This window comes from Halorubrum sp. SS7 (assembly GCF_005435055.1).
In the GTDB taxonomy this organism is placed as follows: domain Archaea; phylum Halobacteriota; class Halobacteria; order Halobacteriales; family Haloferacaceae; genus Halorubrum; species Halorubrum salinarum.
Genome location: NZ_SGXV01000004.1, coordinates 46,690 through 64,765 on the forward strand (window position 1 = coordinate 46,690; position 18,076 = coordinate 64,765).

20 protein-coding genes and 1 tRNA gene are annotated in these 18,076 nt (G+C 75.4%); 8 read left to right on the forward strand and 13 right to left on the reverse strand.

The window, feature by feature from the left end; genetic code table 11:
* Nucleotides 1-6: 6 nt before the first annotated feature.
* On the reverse strand, nucleotides 7-933 hold the full coding sequence (locus tag EXE44_RS06275) for a hypothetical protein (protein ID WP_137716560.1): 927 nt from the start codon (nucleotides 931-933) through the stop codon (nucleotides 7-9).
* 187 nt (nucleotides 934-1,120) lie between these two features.
* Here EXE44_RS06275 and EXE44_RS06280 point away from each other — a divergent pair, with 187 nt between their 5' ends.
* Complete coding sequence (locus EXE44_RS06280; RefSeq protein WP_137716431.1) at nucleotides 1,121-1,816, forward strand: helix-turn-helix domain-containing protein; 696 nt, start codon at nucleotides 1,121-1,123, stop codon at nucleotides 1,814-1,816.
* 9 nt (nucleotides 1,817-1,825) lie between these two features.
* Here the strand turns inward: EXE44_RS06280 and trxA are convergent, their stop codons facing one another.
* From trxA to EXE44_RS06330, 10 genes are read right to left on the reverse strand one after another with little or no spacing between them, the layout of a single operon-like run.
* A complete protein-coding gene (gene trxA, locus EXE44_RS06285) occupies nucleotides 1,826-2,311 on the reverse strand; it encodes a thioredoxin (protein ID WP_137716432.1) in 486 nt (161 codons plus the stop codon).
* A gap of 57 nt (nucleotides 2,312-2,368) precedes the next feature.
* The gene (locus EXE44_RS06290; protein WP_137716433.1) at nucleotides 2,369-3,943 is read right to left on the reverse strand and encodes a cobyric acid synthase; all 1,575 of its coding nucleotides are present in this window, start codon (nucleotides 3,941-3,943) and stop codon (nucleotides 2,369-2,371) included.
* 11 nt (nucleotides 3,944-3,954) lie between these two features.
* Nucleotides 3,955-4,701 (reverse strand): cob(I)yrinic acid a,c-diamide adenosyltransferase, encoded by a 747-nt coding sequence (locus tag EXE44_RS06295; protein ID WP_137716434.1) that lies wholly within the window; start codon nucleotides 4,699-4,701, stop codon nucleotides 3,955-3,957.
* Nucleotides 4,698-5,456, reverse strand: coding sequence for an adenosylcobinamide amidohydrolase (locus EXE44_RS06300; protein WP_137716435.1), 759 nt, complete (start codon nucleotides 5,454-5,456; stop codon nucleotides 4,698-4,700). The genes EXE44_RS06295 and EXE44_RS06300 overlap by 4 nt, the downstream gene beginning before the upstream one ends.
* The gene (locus tag EXE44_RS06305; RefSeq protein WP_137716436.1) at nucleotides 5,449-6,498 is read right to left on the reverse strand and encodes an aminotransferase class I/II-fold pyridoxal phosphate-dependent enzyme; all 1,050 of its coding nucleotides are present in this window, start codon (nucleotides 6,496-6,498) and stop codon (nucleotides 5,449-5,451) included. Before EXE44_RS06305 ends, EXE44_RS06300 begins: the two co-directional genes overlap by 8 nt.
* Entirely contained in the window at nucleotides 6,495-7,229 is a 735-nt protein-coding gene (locus EXE44_RS06310) for an NTP transferase domain-containing protein (RefSeq protein WP_137716561.1), read from the reverse strand. The genes EXE44_RS06305 and EXE44_RS06310 overlap by 4 nt, the downstream gene beginning before the upstream one ends.
* On the reverse strand, nucleotides 7,229-8,038 hold the full coding sequence (gene cobS / locus EXE44_RS06315) for an adenosylcobinamide-GDP ribazoletransferase (protein WP_137716437.1): 810 nt from the start codon (nucleotides 8,036-8,038) through the stop codon (nucleotides 7,229-7,231). The genes EXE44_RS06310 and cobS overlap by 1 nt, the downstream gene beginning before the upstream one ends.
* Nucleotides 8,029-9,045, reverse strand: coding sequence for a CobD/CbiB family cobalamin biosynthesis protein (locus EXE44_RS06320; protein WP_137716438.1), 1,017 nt, complete (start codon nucleotides 9,043-9,045; stop codon nucleotides 8,029-8,031). Before EXE44_RS06320 ends, cobS begins: the two co-directional genes overlap by 10 nt.
* Nucleotides 9,042-10,379 carry a cobyrinic acid a,c-diamide synthase gene (locus tag EXE44_RS06325; RefSeq protein WP_137716439.1) on the reverse strand — a complete coding sequence of 446 codons (1,338 nt, stop codon included), beginning with the start codon at nucleotides 10,377-10,379 and terminating at the stop codon, nucleotides 9,042-9,044. The genes EXE44_RS06320 and EXE44_RS06325 overlap by 4 nt, the downstream gene beginning before the upstream one ends.
* A complete protein-coding gene (locus EXE44_RS06330; protein ID WP_137716440.1) occupies nucleotides 10,376-11,473 on the reverse strand; it encodes a nicotinate-nucleotide--dimethylbenzimidazole phosphoribosyltransferase in 1,098 nt (365 codons plus the stop codon). The genes EXE44_RS06325 and EXE44_RS06330 overlap by 4 nt, the downstream gene beginning before the upstream one ends.
* A 313-nt stretch (nucleotides 11,474-11,786) precedes the next feature.
* Here EXE44_RS06330 and EXE44_RS06335 point away from each other — a divergent pair, with 313 nt between their 5' ends.
* Nucleotides 11,787-12,377 (forward strand): 50S ribosomal protein L15e, encoded by a 591-nt coding sequence (locus EXE44_RS06335; RefSeq protein ID WP_049931415.1) that lies wholly within the window; start codon nucleotides 11,787-11,789, stop codon nucleotides 12,375-12,377.
* Between the two features lie 123 nt (nucleotides 12,378-12,500).
* Nucleotides 12,501-13,874 carry a hypothetical protein gene (locus tag EXE44_RS06340; RefSeq protein ID WP_137716441.1) on the forward strand — a complete coding sequence of 458 codons (1,374 nt, stop codon included), beginning with the start codon at nucleotides 12,501-12,503 and terminating at the stop codon, nucleotides 13,872-13,874.
* 24 nt (nucleotides 13,875-13,898) lie between these two features.
* On the opposite strand, the gene EXE44_RS06345 is transcribed toward EXE44_RS06340, so the two are convergent.
* Entirely contained in the window at nucleotides 13,899-15,035 is a 1,137-nt protein-coding gene (locus EXE44_RS06345) for a serine hydrolase (RefSeq protein WP_137716442.1), read from the reverse strand.
* Nucleotides 15,036-15,195: 160 nt separating this feature from the next.
* Here EXE44_RS06345 and EXE44_RS06350 point away from each other — a divergent pair, with 160 nt between their 5' ends.
* Nucleotides 15,196-16,008: a molybdopterin-synthase adenylyltransferase MoeB gene (locus EXE44_RS06350; RefSeq protein ID WP_137716443.1), complete on the forward strand. Its 813-nt coding sequence runs from the start codon at nucleotides 15,196-15,198 to the stop codon at nucleotides 16,006-16,008.
* A gap of 46 nt (nucleotides 16,009-16,054) precedes the next feature.
* Here EXE44_RS06350 and EXE44_RS06355 read toward each other — a convergent pair whose 3' ends face one another.
* The gene (locus tag EXE44_RS06355) at nucleotides 16,055-16,456 is read right to left on the reverse strand and encodes a zinc ribbon domain-containing protein (protein ID WP_137716444.1); all 402 of its coding nucleotides are present in this window, start codon (nucleotides 16,454-16,456) and stop codon (nucleotides 16,055-16,057) included.
* A 135-nt stretch (nucleotides 16,457-16,591) separates the two neighbouring features.
* On the opposite strand from EXE44_RS06355, the gene EXE44_RS06360 reads away from it, so the two are divergent.
* From EXE44_RS06360 to EXE44_RS20680, 4 genes are all read left to right on the forward strand, one after another.
* The gene (locus EXE44_RS06360) at nucleotides 16,592-16,972 is read left to right on the forward strand and encodes a Rid family detoxifying hydrolase (RefSeq protein WP_137716445.1); all 381 of its coding nucleotides are present in this window, start codon (nucleotides 16,592-16,594) and stop codon (nucleotides 16,970-16,972) included.
* Nucleotides 16,973-17,266 carry a hypothetical protein gene (locus EXE44_RS06365; RefSeq protein WP_137716446.1) on the forward strand — a complete coding sequence of 98 codons (294 nt, stop codon included), beginning with the start codon at nucleotides 16,973-16,975 and terminating at the stop codon, nucleotides 17,264-17,266.
* A gap of 27 nt (nucleotides 17,267-17,293) precedes the next feature.
* A tRNA-Ser gene (locus EXE44_RS06370) sits at nucleotides 17,294-17,375 on the forward strand.
* 528 nt (nucleotides 17,376-17,903) lie between these two features.
* Nucleotides 17,904-18,071 (forward strand): hypothetical protein, encoded by a 168-nt coding sequence (locus EXE44_RS20680; protein WP_007994803.1) that lies wholly within the window; start codon nucleotides 17,904-17,906, stop codon nucleotides 18,069-18,071.
* Nucleotides 18,072-18,076 lie beyond the last annotated feature (5 nt).

Below are 18,076 nucleotides of genomic sequence, written 5' to 3' on the forward strand. Positions count from 1 at the left end.
TGCGCGTCACCCCGTCACGGCGTCGCCGCCGACCGGCGCGACCTGGCTACCGAGCGACAGGGCCCCGGCGGTCACGAGGCAGGCGGCGAACGCGATGGTACCGAGCTTCCCGCCGAAGCCGACGACGTACGGCGCCGCGCCGACGAACCCGACGCCCGCGGTCGCGCCGGCAAGCAGCATCGCGCCGGGGCCGGGGATCTGCTCCGGCGTGGCCATCCCGGCGAACGACGCGCAGAAGGCGACCGCCGCGACCGCGTCGCCCGCGGCGAACAGCGGCGGGCAGACGACGCCGGCGACGAGCCCGACGACCGCGCTCGCGACGACCGGGCCGTGGTTGAGCCGGACGCTCACGAGGAACGTGACGAGCGCGGCGAGCGCGGCCGCGACGACGAGCCCCGCCGCGACCGTCGGCGTCGGGACCGTCCCGGTCCCGGGAGACAGCCCGCCGAGCGCCGCCACCGACAGGCAGCCGACGAACGCCGTCGTCCCGAGCTTCCCGCCGAACCCGTTGAACGCGCGCTTGGCGGCGACGAAGGCGACGGCGGCGGCGAGCCCGGCCGCGGCCACCGACGCGAGGTCCGCGTCGGCGGCGGGCGTGGCCATCCCGACGAACGAGCCGCAGTACGCGGGGGCGCCGTACGTCTCGGTCAGGAGGTGCGCGCAGAGCCCGACGAGTGCGGACGCCACGACCGCGCCGACGCCGACCCGCACGGAGAGCGCGTACGTGACCGGCGCCGCGACGGCCACGGCGATCGCGTTGCCGAGGTCGACCCGCGTGACGCCGAAGCCGTCCGTCCGCAGCGCGTCCCGCGTCTCCCTCGCGGCGGTGTACCCGAGGCTCACCGCGGCGACCGCGAAGACGGCCGCCCCGATCGGTAGCTCCGGTCCGCCGACGGTTCCGCCCGCAAGGCCCGCGGCCGCCGCGGCGCTCATCCCGGCGCCGGCGCCGGTCAGGGCGACCGCTCCGACCGCGTGGATCGCTCGGTTCACGGCCGCGACTCCGGGCCGCGGACCGATACCGACCGGCCCTCAGTATTGCGGGTGTTCTCGGTGTGACCCCCCGGAGCGGTCCGCGCGTCGGGGATCAGGCCTTTGTGCCCGTCGCACTAACCCGGACTCGATGGGAACCGGAGGGAAGCCGGCCGACGGCGGCGCGGGCGCGACGCCCGACGGCGTCCGCGCGGGCGTCGCGATCCACGGGACGGGGAACTGCCCGGTCGTCGCCGCCTCGACCGCCCACGAGGGCCCGATCACGGGCGTCACCTGGACGCACGCGGGCGACACGCACACCGAGGAGTTCCGCGCCCGCGACCCGGACGCGGTCGACGGCGCGGAGGGCGTCCCGGAGCCCGCCTCCGTCGTCGACCTCGGCGACGAGCGCGTGTACCGGTACGAGCGCCCCCGCGACGGGGCGTGCGCCTGCCGGATCATCGAGGAGCTCGACTGTCCGATCGCGGACGCCCGCGCCGAGGACGGCGTCCTCCTCCTGACGCTCCACCTCCCCGACCTCGAACGCCTGCGCGACATCGTTTCCGCCCTCGACGGGACGGCGGAGCGCGTCGAGGTCCGCTACCTCGTCGAGGGCGCGGCGCGCGGCGACGGGGCGTCGGACCGGACGCTCGTCGACCGCGGCCGCCTCACCGACCGCCAGTGCGAGGTGCTGCGGACCGCCTACCGCATGGGCTACTTCGAGCGCCCCCGCGACGCCAACGCGAGCGAGGTCGCCGGCGCGCTCGACATCTCTCCCTCGACGTTCGCCGAGCACCTCGCGACGGCGCAGCGGAAGCTGTTAGAGGAGACGCTCGCCGGGAACTGACGGCCCGCCTCAGGCGGCGTGTTCGGCGATCGCGGACTCAAGCGTCGCGCGGTCCTGCGCGCCGACGAAGCGGTCGACCGCCTCGCCGTCGGCGTACAGGACGAGCGTCGGGATGCTGCGCGCGCCAAGCTGCTGGGCGACCGCCTGGTTCGCGTCGACGTCCACCTTCGCGACCGCCGCGTCGGTCTCGGCGGCGAGCGCCTCGATCGCCGGCTCCATCATCTGACACGGGCCGCACCAGTCGGCGTAACAGTCCACCAAGACCACGTCGTGCTCGTCGACCGCGCGCCGGAGCTCGTCCGTCCCGTTCACGTGGATCGGCTCGCTCGGGGTCGCCGTCGACTCGCCGCCGGCGTCGGGTCCGGCGCTCCCGTCGACCGCCTCGCCGTCGCCGAGGCGCGCTTCGAGCTCCCGCCGCTTCCGTTCGCGGATGCGCTCGCGCTCGGTCTTCGCGTCGTCGCCCGTCGGTTCGTCCGCGTCGGCTGCGTCGCTCATGCCACAGTATTGGATACTTGGAACAATATACCTTCCGCCGCCGGATCCGCCCCCGCGTCACTCCGTCGGCCCGAGGAGGCCGCCGAGCCCGGCCGCGCGCAGGTCCACGTGCTCCGCGACGAGGTCGGCCGCGCGGTCGTACGGCGAGCGGTCGACCGCCTCGGCCCGCGGGCGCTCCCGGTCCGCGTGCGCGAAGACCCGCTCAACGAAGGCGTCGCGCACGGCCGCCGTCTCGAAGAGCCCGTGGAGGTACGTCCCGAGGACGCGGTCGGTCGCGACGCTCCCCGCGCCGAGCGGCTCGGTCGCGACCGCGGTCTCCGCCCCATCGTCGGCCGCGTCGCCGAGGAGCCGCGTCCGCCCGGCGTGGATCTCGTAGCCGGTCGCGCGCCCCGCGGCGCCCGCGATCGGGCCGGCGCCGTCGACGGCGCACGTCACGCGCTCGACGCGCTTCTCCGTCGAGAACTCGGTCTCGACGGGGAGGAGTCCGACCCCCGGCACCGCCTCGCGGTCGCCGACGCCCTCGACGGCCGCGTCGACGAGCCGCTCGCCGAGGATCTGGTACCCGCCGCAGACGCCGACCACGGGGCCGTCGAACGCGCGCAGCGCCGCGTCGAAGCCGGCGTCGCGGAGCGCCAGCAGGTCGTCGACCGTGTTCTTCGACCCGGGGAGGACGACCGCGTCGACCCCGTCGAGCGCGGCGTCGAGCGGGAGGTAGGCGACGCGGACCCCCGGCTCGCGCGCCAGCGGCTCCAGGTCGGTGAAGTTGGAGATGCGCGGGAGCCGCGGGACCCCGACCCGGGCGGCCGCCGCGTCGGGGACGCCGTCGTCGGCCCCGAGGACGCCCCTGCCGCGGTCGCCCTCGCTCGGTCCGTCCTCCCCCGCGTCCGGCAGCGAGAGGCTGTCCTCGGCCGGGAGCCCGGGGTCGTCGTGCGGGACGACGCCGATCACCGGCACCCCCGTCCGCGCCTCTATCTCCTCGATGCCGGGGTCGAGGAGGCTCGGGTCGCCGCGGAACTTCGTGATCACGGCGCCGCGGACGCGCTCGCGGAGGTCGTCGGGGAGCAGTTCGAGGGTCCCGTAGAGGCTCGCGAACGCTCCGCCGCGCTCGATGTCGACCGCGATCAGGATGTCGGCGTCCGCGAACCGGGCGCACTCGACGTTCGCGAGGTCGCGGTCGCGGAGGTTGATCTCGGCGACGCTGCCCGCCCCCTCCGCGACGATCACGTCGTGGGCGGCCGCGAGGCGCTCGTGGGCCGCGACCGCGGCCGCGCGCGCCGCCTCCCAGCGGTCGTCGTAGTACTCGCTCGCCGGGGCGTTCGCGACCGCCTCGCCGTCGATCACGACCTGGCTCTCGCCGCCGCCGCGGGGCTTGAGCAGCACGGGGTTCATGTCCGTCGTCGCCGGGACCTCGGCCGCCCGCGCCTGGACGTGCTGGGAGACGCCGACCTCGCCCCACTCGCCGTCCGGGGTCAGCGCGACCCGGGCGTTGTTGCTCATGTTCTGGGCCTTGTACGGCGCGACCGAGACGCCGCGCCGCGCGAGCAGGCGACAGAGCCCGGCCGCCAGCGTGCTCTTGCCGACGTGGCTCGCGGTCCCCGCGATCAGGACGGTGTCGGCGTCGGGAGCGGCCATCTCTTTGGCACTCAGTACTCCGTCCCGCGGCGGGCGCGCTGGCCGTCGTCGAACGGGTGCGCGACCTTGCGGACGTTCGTTATCAGGTCGGCGACGCCGTCGAGGTACTCCGGCTCGGCGTGGCTCCCGGTGAGGACGAGTTCGAGGTCGTCGGGCTTCGACTCGGCGAGGGCGACGACGTCGTCGGGGGCGACGAGCCCGCGGTCGGCCGCGTACAGCAGCTCGTCGACGATCAGCATGTGGACGCCGTCCTCGGGGTCGCCGTCGAGCGGGAGCGGCTCGGTCAGGTCCGCGCCGGCCGCGCCCGCGACGAGTTCCTCCGCGCGCTCGAAGGCGGCCGCCGCCTTCGCCTCGTGCTCGTCGTCGGCCGACCCGTCGAGCAGGCCGTGCCAGCCGTAGTGGCCGGCGTTCTCGTAGGTGAACCCGGGGACGGCGGCGATGGCGTTGTACTCGCCGCGGACGCCCTCGACGCTGTCGGCGCCGCCCTTCATCAGCTGGAGCATGTGGACGCGGTAGCCGTGCCCCGCGGCGCGGAACCCCATCCCCATCGCCGCCGTCGTCTTCCCCTTGCCGTCGCCCCACCAGGCCTGGACGAGCCCGAACTCCTCGGGGGCGGCGGGCTCGATCGGCTCGGGCTCGGGGGCCTCGCCGCCGCCCGGGGTGCGGCTCCGGTCGGCGGTCGGTGTCGCGTCGTTCTCGCTGCTCTCGCCGTTCTCGTCGGTCGATGCCTCGTCGGTGGTGTCGTCGTTCGGTGTCATGGGTCGAAGACCTCCGCCCGCTCGTCGGTGACGACGCCGTGTTCGGCGTCGGCCGCCGGACCGGGCACGTCGCCGTCCGGGTACCGCGACCGCAGGCTCGCGCGGACCGCGTCCCGGACGCAGGCGCGGGCCGCGCCGCCGACCGCCGTGGCGCTCCCGGAGAACTCGGTCGGCTCCCCGCCGGAGTCGTCGGCGACGACGACCGCGTCGCTCGTCGTCCCGGGCACCCCCGCGGTCGCGAGCAGCGTCGCCGCCTTCGCCTCGGCCGCGACCGCGACGAGGTTCGCCGCGGCCCCGGGCGCCAGCCGCCGCGTCGTCCCGACGACCAGGTTGACCGTCCCGGGGCCGGGCGGGCCCTCCGCGGCCTCCGTCACCTCTCGCGAGTCGGCCGTGTCCGCGGGCGCCGTCGGCAGCATCGCGGGGTTCGACAGACCGACGGTCGCGTACGCGACGGCGGGCCCGAGCCGCGCCCCCCGGGCGTGCTCCATCGAAACGCCTGTGAACAGCGTCGGGGAGGCGTCGGGGTCGGCGTCCGCCCCCTCGCCGGTGGGGTCGTCGGCCTCACCGGCAAATCCGGCCCGCGCCAGCCGCTCGTCGCGGTAGGCCGCGAGGTCCGTCCGGTCGAACCCCTCCGGGACGGTGACGTTGTACGCGGCCGCCGCCCGCGACCACCCGCCGTCCCAGCCGGTCGAGAGCCAGCGCGTCCCCGGTCGGCGGAGCCGGAGGACGCCCTCGCTGACGGTCGCCTCAAACATCGCCGTCCGCACCTCCGTCACCGCGCCCCCCGTCGCCGACCCCGAGCGCCGCGAGGAGCCGGTCGTTCTCGGCCGGGCGGCGCACCGCGACCCGGACGTGCGAGTCGAGGCCGCGGAAGGACCGCGCGTCGCGGACGGCGACCCCCCGGTCGCGGGCGCGTTCGATCACGCCGTCCACGTCGCGGTCGCCGACGTCGACGAGCAGGAACGGCGCCTCCGAGGGGGCCACCGCGTAGCGCTCGCCGAGCGCGGCCCGCAGCCGCTCGCGCTCGCGCCGGACGCGCTCGCGGGTCTCGCGGACGAACTCGTCCTGCCGGAGGCAGTACTCTCCGGTCGCGAGCGCCGGCGCGCCCAGGTTCCACGTCCGGCGGGCGCCCCGCAGCGCCGCGCCGAGGTCGCCCGTCGCGACCGCGAAGCCGGCCCGGATCCCGGGGAGCCCGAACAGCTTCGTGAGCGCCCGCGCGACGACGACGCCGTCGGTCCCCGCGAGCGACGCGCGCTCGGTGAACCCGAGGAACGCCTCGTCGACGAGCAGGACGGTTCCCGCCGCCCGACAGCGCTCCGCGAACGCGAGCAGCGCGTCGCGGTCGTAGCCGGTGCCGGTGGGGTTGTTCGGGGTACAGACGACCGCCAGCGCGTGGCCGCTCGGGTCGGCGTCGAGGACGCGGTCGGCGTCGACGAACGACGGCTCGCCGCCCCGGAGCCGGACCTCGCGGGCGTACTCGCCGAAGCTCGGCGCCGGGAGCAGGGCGGTGTCGCCCTCGTCGACCGCGAGCGCGACCGCGGCCCGGATCGCCGCCAGCCCGCCCGGGGCCGGGACCACGTCCTCGGGGTCGCAGCCCACGTAGTCGGCGGCCGCCTGCCGGAACGCCGCCGGCGGCTCGGGCGGGTACGTCCGCGCCCGCTCGAACGACGCCCGGTAGACGCGCTCGACGCCGTCGGGGACCTCGGGGTTCGCGTTCGCGCTGAAGTCCAGCAGGTCGGGGTCGTCGCTGCTCCCGTGCGGCTCGCGGCCGAGCGCCGCGGCGCGCTCGCGGTTCACGACCGCCCACCTCCCCCGCGCGCCGCCGTCGCGTCGAGCCAGTCGACCTCGCCGGTCGGGAGCGGTTCGGGTCCGTCGCCGTCGAGCAGCCGCTCCGCGAGGCGGCGGTCCCCGGGGCGGTTGACGTTGACGGCGAGGCGAGCGTCGCGGGTCGTCCGGACGGCCTCGTCGCCCGCGCCGTCGAGCGCGCCGACGACGTTGATCCCGGCGGGCACGCGGTCGTCGGCGGCTTCCCCGGTCGCCTCGTCGCTCGCTTCGCCACCGCCGTCCGCCTCGTCGTACCGCGTCGCGGCGTCGGCGCTCGCGCCCAGCTCCCGCTTGCGCGCCGCGGGCACGCGGACCGAGAGCGCGTCGGCGCCGGCGGTGGCGTGCGCGTCGAGGACCGCGTCGACCGCCGGGCCGTCGAGCAGCGGGAGGTCGACCGCCAGGGTGAGCGTCGGCGCGTCCGGCCCGGCTTCGAGGGCCGCCCGGAGGTCCGCGACGTACCCGTCGCCCGGCGTGTCGAGCACCCGGAGGTCGACCGGTCCCGCGTCCGGGTCGTCGGCACCTCCGTCCCGCCACGCGACCAGTCGCTCGCGCGTCCGCGGCGTGTGCGGGGAGACGGCGGCGTACGCCGTCTCGACCCGGCTCGCGGCGAGCGCGTCGAGCGCGCGGTCGACCATCGACCGCCCGGCGACCGCCGCGAGCGGCTTCTCGCCCTCGCCGAGCCGGGTGCCGCGGCCGCCGCACATCACGAGAGCGTCCACGCGATCACCCCCGCGTGAACCCCGACGACACGGGCGACCTCGGTCGTCGCGCCGAGCACGTCGCCGCTGACCCCGCCGAGGCGCGCGTTCGCCCACGCCAGCCCGACGACGGCGACGGCGCCCGCGGCGGCCAGCGCCGCGCCGGGGACGAACGCGGCGTTGAATCCGACGCCCGACGCGGCCGCGGCGGGGCCCAGCAGCGCGGCGGGGGCCGCCGCGAGCGCGACCCAGATCAGGTCCCGCGGGCCGGACTCGGCGGTCAGCGCCGAGCCAAGCCCCTCGTGGGGGGCCTCGCCGACGCAGACGAGCGCGGCCGCGGCGCCCCTCGCGCCGACCTCGGCGGCGACGACGAGCGCGACGGCGTCGACGAGCGAGAGCCGGGCGAGGTCCACCGCCACCGTCGCCGCCGTCGCGAGGCCGAAGACGACGAGCGCCACCGCGAGCGCGCCGCCGACGCCGAGCGCCGAGTCCTTCATCACCTCGCGGCGGCGCTCGGCGTCCCCGTGGACGACCGCCGCGTCGCCGAGGTCGGCGACGCCGTCGAGGTGGGTGATCCCGCTGACGAGGTACAGCCACGCGGGGACCGCCGCCGCGACCGTGGGGGACGGGACCGGGACGGGGAGCAGCGTCGCGGCGACGACCGGGAGCGCGACGAGCGCGCCGAGCGCGTAGGCGACCGCCGGCATGGCCTCGGGGGTCCGCCGGAACGCCTCCCAGGCCGCCTCGTCGCGGCCGACGGGGACCCGCGAGCAGAACCCGAGCGCGCCGCGGAGCGCGGCGACCGTCAGGACCACGCGACCACCCCCGCGAGCGCGAGGAGCCACCCGGCCGCGGCCGCGACCGCGATCCCGCCGGCGGCGCCGACGAGGCGCACGGCGTCGCGGGCGGCCGCGGGCGTCGGCGGCTCGGGCCCCCCGGGGAGGGCGTACGCGCCCGGCTTCTCCAAGCGGACGCCGAGCGCGACCGCGGCCGTCGCCATCGGCCACCCCGAGTTCGGGGAGGCGGGTTCGCGGGCCAGCGGCCGCGCCCGTCGCAGGCTCCCGGGCGACCGAGCGGCGACCGCGAGACAGCCCGCGGCGACCCGCGCGGGGAGGAACATGACGGCGTCGTCGAGGCGGGCGCTCGCCCGTCCCACCGGCTTCGAGCGGTAGCCGAGCATCGAGTCGAGCGTGTTCACGGCCTTCGCCCAGGCGGCGGCCGCGACGCCGGCGGCGAGCGCGACCGACGGGACGGCGGCGCCCCCCGCCGCCGCGGCGAGCGCGACGGCGACGGTCGCGCCCGCGACGAACCAGGCGAGGGGCGCGACGAACCCGTCCGCGAGGTTCTCGGCGGCGCTCTCGACCGCGGCGCTCCGGAGGTCGGCGGGCGAGAGGGCGGCCGGGTCGCGGCCGACGAGCGCCCGGACGGACTCCCGGGCCGCGTCGGGGTCGGCCTCGCTCTCCGCGACCACCTCGCCCGTCACGTCGAGCAGCATGCGCAGGCTCGCGGTCGAGAAGCAGACGGCGGCCGCGACGGCGACGGCGAGGATCGGAACGCCCCCGAGCCAGGGGCCGTAGACGGCCGCGAGGCGGACCGCTCCGCCGCAGACCGCCGCCGCCGCGAGCGGGAGCGCGACCGCGACCGCGGCGCCGACGAGTCCCGGACGCTCCCACTCGCGGTCGAAGGGCCCGACGAGGCGCCCGAACAGCGCGACCGGATGGACCCGCCGGGGCGGCTCCGCGACCGCGAGGTCGAGCGCGACGGCGACGGCGAGCGGGGCGAGCAGCGTGACCGCCGCGGCCGAAAGCCCAGTCGGTGTCACCGCTCCACCTCGTCGAGGAACGCGTCGAACGCCCCGCTCGCGGCGTGGACGTGGCAGTACGTGCCGAGGGTCCGGTGCTCGACGAGCCCCTCGCGGTCGCCGTCGATGCCCGTACCGCGCTCCACGTCGAACGCGAACCGGGCGTCGTCGGCGACGTCGGCCGCGGAGTAGTGGAACTCGTGGCCGCGGAGCCGGTCGCCCGCGCCCGCGGTGAGCGTCTCGGTCCGCGCGCGCAGTTCGACGTGGTCGAGCCCCTGGTACCGCTCCCGCATCTCGACGCTCGCGGGGAGGACGCCGGCCATCTCGTGGGCGTCGCCCTCGACAGTCGTCAGCGTCTCCGCGAGCGCCATCAGCCCGCCGCACTCGCCGAGGACCGGGGTTCCCTCGGCCGCGGCGTCCGCGACCGAGTCGAGCGCCGGCCCCTCGGCGAGCGCCGCCGCGTGGAGCTCCGGGTAGCCGCCGGGGAGGTAGACCCCGTCGCAGGGCGGGAGGTCGTCGCCGGCCGCCGGCGCGAACGGGACCACCGTCGCGCGCTCCGCGAGGCGCTCGCGGGTGGCCGGGTAGACGAACCGGAACGCGGCGTCGTCGGCGACCGCGATCCGTGGGGGGTCGCCGTCGCCGCGCCCTGCGGCGGCGTCTCCGGTCGCCGATTCCGGGGGCGCCTCCGCCGGCGTCGTCGGCTCGCGCGCGAGGTCGAGCAGCCGGTCGGTCCGGAGCGCCTCGGCGGCGGCGTCGAGCGCCCCGTCGTCGAGCGGGGCCTCCTCGGCCATCCGGAGCCCGAGGTGCCGGTCGGGGACCTCCAGGTCCTCGCGCGGCGGGACCCGGCCGCAGTAGTCGAGTTCGTCGGGGAGCGCCTCGCGGATCCCCTCCTCGTGGCGGCCGCCGTGGGCCTTCTGGGCTATCACGCCCGCCACGTCGAGGTCGTGGGGCGTCCGGTCGGCGTACGCCGCGAAGCCGAGCGCGGTCGCCGCGACGCTCTCCATCCCCGCGCTCGCGTCCACGACGAGGACGACCGGCAGGTCGAGCGCGGCCGCGACGCCGGCGGTGCTCGCCGCGTCGCCGTCGTACAGCCCCATCATCCCCTCGATCACGCACACGTCGCCCTCGCCGCGGGCGTAGTTCCGGCGGAGCCCCTCGGGCCCCTGGAGCCACGGGTCGAGCGTCCGCGAGGGCCGGCCCGCGACCCGGGCGTGGTGGCTCGGGTCGATGAAGTCCGGGCCCGCCTTCGCGGGCTGAACCGTCCGTCCCGCGGCCTCGAACGCGCGCAGCGTCGCGAGCGTCGCCACGGTCTTGCCGACGCCGGAGGCGGTGCCGGCGAGGACGAGCCCCTTCACGGCGGGTCGCCCCCGCTCGTCGGCGTCGAGCCGTCCGGGTCGCGCGGCGCGCGCTCGGCGAGAAGCCGGTCGGTCACGGCGGCGATCCGATCGCGGACGGCGTCGTCGGCGACACCCGCGCGCTCCGCGAGCGCGAGCGTCCCGCCCATTCCGACGCCCTCCTTCGCCTCGCCCCGGGCGTACGCCGCCAGCGCGGGGTGGTCGCCCTCGGCGAACCCGGGGTCGGCCGCCGCGAGCGTCAGGTCGAGGTCGGCGGCGAGCGCCGGGAGGTCCGCCGTGGGGTCGTCGGCGACGAGCGACGTGGTCGCCAGCGGGAGTCGGCGGTCGACCCCGGCGTGTCGCGCGAGCGCCGCGGCGGCGGCGAGCTGGGTGCCGCCCGCGAGCGTGATGTCGACCTCCTCGTCCGCACAGCCGACGAGCAGCCCGGCGACCGCGGCGAGGACCGGGTCGCCGGCCAGCCGGACCGCCTCGATCGGGTCGCCCGCCGCGCCGCCCGGGTCGAGGCCGCTCGCGTCCAACCCCTCGGCGACGACGCGGCGCTTGCGCTCGATCGGGTTCGCCGGGAGCGACGAGGAGACCGCGGCGCGCTCGCCGAGCGCGGTCAGGACCCCGAGCGCGGTCGTCGTTCCGCCCGGGATCGTCTCCGCGACGAGAAGTTCGGTCGTCCCCTCGCCGCCCGCGTCGTCGCCGCTCCCGGACGCGGCGAGGTCCGGGGCCAGCGACCGCGCGCGCTCGAAGACGGTCGCCGCCCCCGGGACCGGTTCCGGGTCGCGCACGTCGCCGCCCGGCGCCGCGCCGACGCCGCGCGTGGCGGCCGCGGTGGGCGCTCCCAGGCCGGCGTCAACGAACTCGGCGGGGAGCGACTCGGTGCCGAGCAGCTCGCGGACGGCGCGGGTGACGACCGCGGGAGTCGGACAGCCGCCCGGGCTCACCGGCACGGGCGAGCCCGGGGCCGGGCGCCCGGACGCGACGATCTCGAGGTCGGCGCTCGGCGTGTGGACGCGCAGGTCGGGGTCGGCGCCCGCGGCGCTAATTCCGTCGATCGCGGCCGTCTCGGTCGTCCCGGCGACGACGACGAGGGTCACGTCCCCCACCGGACACCCCCTCCGTCGAGGCCGCGTCGCCCCGGCGCGGCGTCGATGTGTACCACTGGCGGTTAATCGATACAAGTGAACTTTAATCGATCGACGCGGGGCGCCGGGAGGGCGGCCGAGCCTCCCTGTCACTCCTCCGCACGCGACCCGCGGAGCGAAGCGGTTAAGGGCGGACCGCGGGTAAATCCGCCAACTCGCTGGTGCGGACACAGCGGGCACTCGCCGCCGGGAACGTCGGGTCGGCCGACGCGCGCCCGGGACGAGACGACATGTGGCCCCTCGCGGCTGAATCGCAACCGTCCGCGGACACACAATGGCACGAAGCTTCTACTCGCACATCAAGGAGGCGTGGCGGTCCCCCAAAGAGGGGAAACTGGCCGAGCTGCAGTGGCAGCGCAAACAGGAGTGGCGCGACCAGGGCGCCATCGAGCGCATCGAGCGCCCCACCCGGCTGGACAAGGCCCGCGAACTGGGCTACAAGGCCAAGCAGGGCGTCATCGTCGCCCGCGTGAGCGTCCGGAAGGGCGGCTCGCGCAAGCAGCGCTTCAAGGCGGGCCGCCGCTCGAAGCGCCAGGGCGTCAACCGCGTCTCGCGGCGCAAGTCGATCCAGCGCATCGCCGAGGAGCGCGCCTCGCGGAAGTACCGCAACCTCCGCGTGCTCAACTCCTACTGGGTCGGTGAGGACGGCTCCCAGAAGTGGCACGAGGTCATCCTCGTGGACCCCGCCCACCCCGCGATCGAGAACGACGACGACCTGAACTGGATCTGCTCGGACGACCACAAGGGCCGCGCGTACCGCGGCCTCACCTCCGCCGGCACCAAGGGCCGCGGCCAGCGCAAGCGCGGCAAGGGCACCGAGAAGACGCGCCCGAGCGTCACCTCGAACGACCGGCAGGGCAAGTAACGCCCTCGACGACGCCGACGTTTTTCCCCGCGGTCCGCGCTCCCGACGAGCCGCGGCGCCGTGCGACGGCGACGCAAGAGCAAAGAGACCGCGTCACATACTCACGTACGTGGCGATCGCTACGTGACCGCGAACGCGCCCATTCCGCTCGACGCGTTCGCGACCGAACTCGAGTCGCTCGACGGCGACGCGTTCGCGGACTTCGTCGCCGAGGCGTACGCGGCGACCGCCGACGAGGTCGAGGTCGACGGGGCGCGGGTCACGGTGACCGAGGGCGGCCGGCGGACCGAACTGCTCGCCGTCGCGGCCGCCGACGGGGCCGTCCCCGACGCCCCGGCGGACGCCGTCGTCGTCGCGAGCGACTCGCTGCTCGACGACTTCGACGCCGGGTTCGACGCCGACGTGGTGACCCCGGCGGACCTCCGACAGCGCCTGCTGTACGGCGTCCCCCCGGCGACGGCGAACGCCATCTCCGACCGGTTCCTCGACGTGCCGATCCGGTCCGCGGCCTACGAGAGCGCGGTCGCCCCCGACGCCGACGCACCGGACTCCGGCACCGACCCGGCGAGCGACGACGCGGGCGCGGTGACGGACGACGGCGACGAGTCGGGCGCCGGCGTGCCGGGCGCCGCTGCGCCGGAACCCACCGGTGACGACGACGGTTCGGGCCTCCGGTCCGCCGACCGCACCGCCGCCGACCGCACCGCCTCCGGCTCGTCGGGCGACTCGCGGGCCGACGCTCGACCGAGCGACGCGGCGACCGCGACGGACACGAGCGACGAGGCGACCGCGACCGACGGGGCGAGCGAACGACCGGACCGACGGGCGCTCCTCGCGGCGGTCGGCGTCGCCGTCCTCCTCGTCGCGGCGGCCGGGGCCGGGTTCGCCGCCGGCGCCGCCGGGGTCGGCGGTCCGGACGGCCTCGCCGTCGTCGGAGGGGATGGGGCGAGCGACCCGGCCGCGGGCGACTCGGACCCGACCGGAGAGGCGAACGAGAGCGACGACGGGAGCGGCGGATCGACCGGCGACGACGGCTCGGACGCCCTCTCGGTCGCGGACGGCGACCCGACGGGCGAGGCCGCGCGCAACACGGCGCCGTCGCCCACCTGCGAGCGGTCCGCGCTCCAGGTCGTCCAGATCCAGATGAACGCGCTCCGCTACAACGACAACGCGACGAACGACGGGATCCGGACTCTCCGGGCGTTCGCCTCGCCGCAGAACAGGGACCTGGTCGGCTCGACCGAGGAGTACGCCGAACTGTTCGAGACGCCGCTGTACGGGCCGATGCTCACGTACGACACCGCCCAGTACTCGGTGCCGGACGTCGTCGACGACGCCGCCTACGTCGAGGTCGTCACCCGGGAGAACGGCAGCGTCACCGGCCGGTACGAGTTCCGGCTCGTGCGCGTCGCCGGCGGGAGCGGGGACACGGACACCTCCCTCGGCGACGTGGACGACTGCTGGATGACCGACGCCGTGGCGGCGTCGACCGAGTGAGTCGGCGCGCCTCGCTCTCGGGGCTCAGTCGAGCCCGTCGAGCAGTTTCGCGTAGAACCGGTCCTGTTCGGTCCGCGCGTCGGTCTCCTCGGCGTCCTCGTCGTAGCGCAGCCACCGGAGCACGACGACGAGGTCGTGCTCGGGGTCGACCCAGACGGTGTTCTGTCCGTGCCCGAGGGCGGCGTACGCCGACTCGGGGGCGCTCGGCCACAGCGTCCGGCCCTCGTTGAGCCACCACAGGTAGCCGTAGCTCTCGTTGACCTCACAGGGCTTAGTCGACGCGTCGACCCACGCCTCCGAGAGCAGTCGGTCCCCGTCCCACTCCCCGCCGTTGAGGTACAGCAGGCCGACCCGGGCGAGGTCGCGGGCGGAGATCCACAGCCCGCCGCCCCAGTGACCGCCGCCGGAGACGCTCTTCATCGCCGTCCCGTCCACGTCGACCGTCGAGTTGTAGTAGCCGTGCCACTCCCAGGTGTCGGTGGCGCCGACGGGTTCCATGACGTTCTCGGCGAGCACGCGGGGGAGGGGCCGGCCGACCGTCCGCAGGAGCGCGAGCGAGAGGCGGTTGATCCGCACGTCGTTGTACTCCCAGAACGTCCCCGGCTCGCGGAGCGACCGCGTCTCCGACTTGTCGAGCGCCTCGCCGTCCTTCCCGACCGCCCGGTTGCGGTCGACGGCGTCGGGCTTGCCGAACAGCGTCCCCTCCCACTCGCTGGTCTGGTGGAGCAGGTGTCGCCACGTGATCGCCCCGTTGTGGTCGCCCTCGAACCCGCCGTCGTCGACGTACTCGCGGACGCGGTCGTCGACGGAACCGATATCGCCGCGGTCCCACGCGACGCCCGCGACGACCGAGAGGAAGCTCTTGGCGACGCTGAACGCCTGGTCCACGCGCCGGGTGTCGCCCCACTCCGCGACGAGGTAACCGTCTTTGAGGACGAGCCCCGCGGGGCCGCCGCGCCGCGCGGGGTGCGGCCCGATCCGCTGGCCGTGCTCGCCCTCGGCGTCGTCCCACGTCTCGTGGTCCGCGAAGTCGTAGTCGATCTGCTCTCCGGGCGTGCCGTTCAGCCTGTGGTAGTCGGCCGCGGCCGCGACGGCCTCCGGGTCGAGCCCGACCGCCTCGGGGTCGCGCCGTTCCCACTCGCCCGCGTCGGGGAAGTACATACCCCGCCTTCAGCGCTCACTTCCTTCAGTCGTTCGCGTGTGAGGCCGTTCCCCCGGTCGCGTGCGGGAACCGTCGCGGGTGGCGCGCGCTCGCCGGCCGGTGCGTCGGCGACCGCCGCTCGGGAACACGATTATATCCGCGCCGGCACAGGTCGTAGGCATGAGTCTCTCGCTCGACGCGACCCAGCTCGACCGCTACTCCAGACACGTCATCCTCGACGACGTGGGTCCGGAGGGGCAAAAGCGGCTGCTCGACGCGCGCGTCCTCGTCGTGGGCGCGGGCGGGCTCGGCGCGCCGGCGATCCAGTACCTCGCGGCCGCGGGGGTCGGGACGATCGGTATCGTCGACGACGACGTCGTCGAGCGCTCGAACCTCCAGCGGCAGGTGATCCACGGCGACGGCGACGTGGGGCGGCAGAAGGTCGACTCGGCGGCCGACTTCGTCGCCGACCTCAACCCCGACGTCGACGTCGAGCGCCACGAACTGCGGCTCGACGCGGGCAACGCCCGCGAGCTGATCGCGGACCACGACGTGGTCGTCGACTGCTCGGACAACTTCGCCACCCGCTACGTGGTGAACGACGCGGCCCGAATCGAGGGGGTGCCGGTGTCGCACGGCGCAATCTACAAGTTCGAGGGACAGGTGACGACGCTCTCGCCTGAGGGCCCCTGTTACCGCTGCCTGTTCCCCGAGCCGCCGGAACCGGGGACGGTGCCCGACTGCGCCAGCACGGGCGTCCTCGGCGTCCTCCCGGGGACGGTCGGCTGCCTCCAGGCGACCGAAGCGGTGAAGCTGATCATGGACGTGGGCGAGCCGCTCGTCGGCCGGATGCTGTTCTACGACGCCATGGACCTCTCGTTCGAGACGGTGCCGTACGCGCGCACCCCCGACTGTCCGGTGTGCGGCGACGACGGCATCGATAGCATCGACGGCATCGACTACGCGGCCGGCTGTCAGATCGACGCGGCCTGAGTCGGTCCGCTCGCCCCGTCGCCCGCGAGGCGCGCGCCCCGACCGCTCACAGCGACCGGTCGGCCATCGCGGTCCCCGCGGTGACGCCGGCGTCCTCGTCGACGAACCCCGACCGGACGCACCACCGGCAGTACCGGTACCCCGACCGGTTCTCCGCGCCGCAGTGCCGGCAGACGACGGTCTCGCCGTCGGCGTCCAGCGGCGGCGGGTCCTCCCCGTCGGGCTCCCCCGCCCCGCTCGCCGAGCCGGCGTCCCCGTCGCCGTCGAGCGCGAGCCTCGGTCCGATCTCGGGCCCCTCGCCGTCGCCGTCCGACGACCGGGCCGCGGCCGAACCGAGCAGCTCCGCCGGGTCGCGGTTCCGCCGGACGAGCAGCCACGTCACCGCGAGGTTGAGCGCCGCCACGCCGACGAATATCGCGGCGAGCGGCAGGAGCTGGTCTCCCGTCATACGTGGAGTGTTACCATCCCATCCGCTTGTGTCTGACGGTGATTCCGACCGTTCGCGACCGCGATCCGGGCTCTGGGCCAGCCGACGGCGCCGCTCCAGAGTACTCTTGAGGCCGCCGGTCGAAGGCGCACCCGCATGAAAGAGACGATCCACACGGACGACGCCCCGGCGGCGGTGGGCGCGTACAGCCAGGCGACGACCGACGGCGACCTCGTGTTCACGGCCGGGCAGATCCCGCTGACGCCCGAGGGCGACCTGCTCGACGACGCCCCGATCGCCGTCCAGACGGAGCAGGCGCTCGACAACCTCCTCGCGGTGCTGGAGGAGGCCGGCGCCGGTCCCGAGGACGTGCTCAAGACGACGGTGTTCATGGCCGACATCGGCGACTTCGACGAGATGAACGAGACGTACGCCGACTACTTCGACGAGTCGCCGCCGGCCCGCTCCGCGGTCGAGGCCGGCGCGCTCCCGAAGGACGCGGGCGTCGAGATCGAGGCCGTCGCCGTCGTCGAGTAGATGGCCGACGGCGAGGGCGGGTCGGAGAGCGAGCCGGACGCCGCGACCGACGGGTCCGTCCCCGCGCCCGGCGCGCCGGCCACCCCGCGTGCCCGAGCCCGCTCCGCGGCGCTGTGGGGGATCGTCGGCGGGTTCGCCTTCCTCGTGCTCGCGCAGGGGTACCGGCTCCTCGGTCCCGGATCGCTGCCGCTCGGTCTCGGCGGGCTGGCGCTCGTCGCGCTCGCGGTCGCGGTCGCGTCGGCCGGTATTACGTATCTCGCCGAGGTCCGGGTGCGCGCGAAAAGAAGGACTTAACAGTCGCACCGGATTATCTCCGCGTGAGCCAGGATGGCCGAGTGGTAAGGCGCACGCCTGGAAAGCGTGTTCCCATCCGGGATCGGGGGTTCAAATCCCTCTCCTGGCGCTTCGCTGTCGCAACAACGAGCGAGGAGCGACAGCGACGAGCGAGGCCGGCGTCGACGAACACAAACAATGGGATTTGAACCCTATCAGTCGCGCGCAGCGAGCGAAGCGAGGGAGCACGTCTGATTTCGGTTCAAATCCCTCTCCTGGCGTTTTCGACGAACGACACGGCGAGCGGAGCGAGTCGTTCGTCGGAACCGAGACTAGGTGATTTGACCAGGAAGCGGCATCGCTGCCAGTCGCGAATCGACGACGAACTCCGCCGAAGTCCTTGCCGAGAGGGCTCTCTTCGCCGTGCTTCGCCCGCCCGGTTGCCCCTCTGCGTCCCGCCCGCCGCACAGCACCGCGGCCTCACGCCTCCCCAGCCGCGTCGCTCGCGTATCGGTTATCTCGGCACAGATGGCTCTATTCCCGGTTTTGACCGCTTCTACCGCTGATATAGCTCGATAGCGTCTGGTCCCGTGTCCCCGGACACGTCCGCACACCGACACAAGATTCATATGTGTGGGAAGAGTTGACACGGGTGACGATGCCAGACACGAAATCGGGCCGCGAGCGGAAAGGGAGGAACAAGCGCCGCCAACTCGAGAACCACCTCGCACGGCGCGAACTCGACGCGGACGACGAACCGCCGGAGCCGTATGCCGAGGCCACAGACGCGGAGTTCCTCGCCGAGTCCGACGACGCGGCCCGGTGACCGGC